Genomic DNA, 1,090 nt, shown 5'->3' on the forward strand with positions numbered 1-1,090 from the left:
GAGAAAAGGTTGAAATCCGTATATGATCTTGATGGCACACTTGTGCCATTTAACACTTTTAAAGTATGGGTTGTTCTGTCTTTTTTCATCTCTATTCTTTTCCTTAGATGGTATTTTTTATTTTCTATTATTAAATTCGCCATATGCAGGAAAATTGGGAGAATGGATCGCGTTGGATTTAAGGTGGCTTTATTAGCGATTCAGCAACGCACCAAGTTTTGGCCCTATGTCGGTAAGAAGTACGGAAAATGGTTGGCCCGCCATTCTCTCCGAAAGGATTTGCTCGTTCTAGGTGATAATTCGACTAAGTGCTTGGCAACTGCAGCGCCGGATATTTATGTGTCCTCTTTCTCTCAGGAAGTTAATGATTTTGATGTCACTATATGTGCACATTTTTGCCACTCAGGTGAATTTGTCGAAACATTAAATGTAGTGAAGCTTAAATTCGTGCGGGAGCAATTTTCTGAGGAACCAGATCTTTTCTTTACTGATCATTATGATGATATCCCGTTAGCTATGGCTGCTAAGTTTACCTATATTGTTTCACCATCAATAAAGTCCGAGAGATTATTTTCCGACATGCTCAATGCAGGGCGTTATACGATAGTATAACGGTACTATTTTAAAAATGATAAAAGCGAGACTGTGTTTGTCGTCTCGCTTTTTTTTCGGCTTTAAACCACCTCCAAAGGAGTCCAAATGAGGTGATTTTTCATTTGTTTAATGCGGATTTACTCGTTGCCGAATGTTATCACTGGCGTGTCTGCGCTAACCGCTGGTTGACTTTTTTGTGTTGGGTCTTCAATTACGAGAGCCGTAATTTTCTGCGAAGATGGTTTACTACTCGTCATGAGCGACATTATTCTTCCCGTTGTGGAATTCCTTCCCTCCTGCGTATCATTCTTTTTCCAACTAACCCTGGCTTCTTTTTTTCCATTGCTAAAGATTAAATTCACTTTACCATCGGTTGTCACATTGTAATTTTTTACCGAGTAATTTTTTATTAAATCGGCAATTTTCTCGTATGACTCCATGCTTGGCTTTTTACTCCCATTTTTCCTGAGCAATCCAAATCTATGCTCTATATTTT

Annotated in this window: 2 protein-coding genes; one reads left to right on the forward strand and one right to left on the reverse strand. The window is 38.6% G+C overall.

Annotated features, from left to right (window positions below; translation table 11 throughout):
• Positions 1–612: haloacid dehalogenase-like hydrolase (locus tag AB0I71_RS32665; RefSeq protein ID WP_357591232.1), on the forward strand; the 612-nt coding region annotated here is incomplete at its 5' end.
• 119 nt (positions 613–731) lie between these two features.
• Here AB0I71_RS32665 and AB0I71_RS32670 read toward each other — a convergent pair.
• A partial coding sequence (locus AB0I71_RS32670; RefSeq protein WP_357591234.1) for a hypothetical protein occupies positions 732–1,090 on the reverse strand: 359 nt, incomplete at its 5' end.

The organism is Micromonospora sp. NPDC049891 (assembly GCF_040660295.1).
GTDB lineage: Bacteria > Actinomycetota > Actinomycetes > Mycobacteriales > Micromonosporaceae > Micromonospora.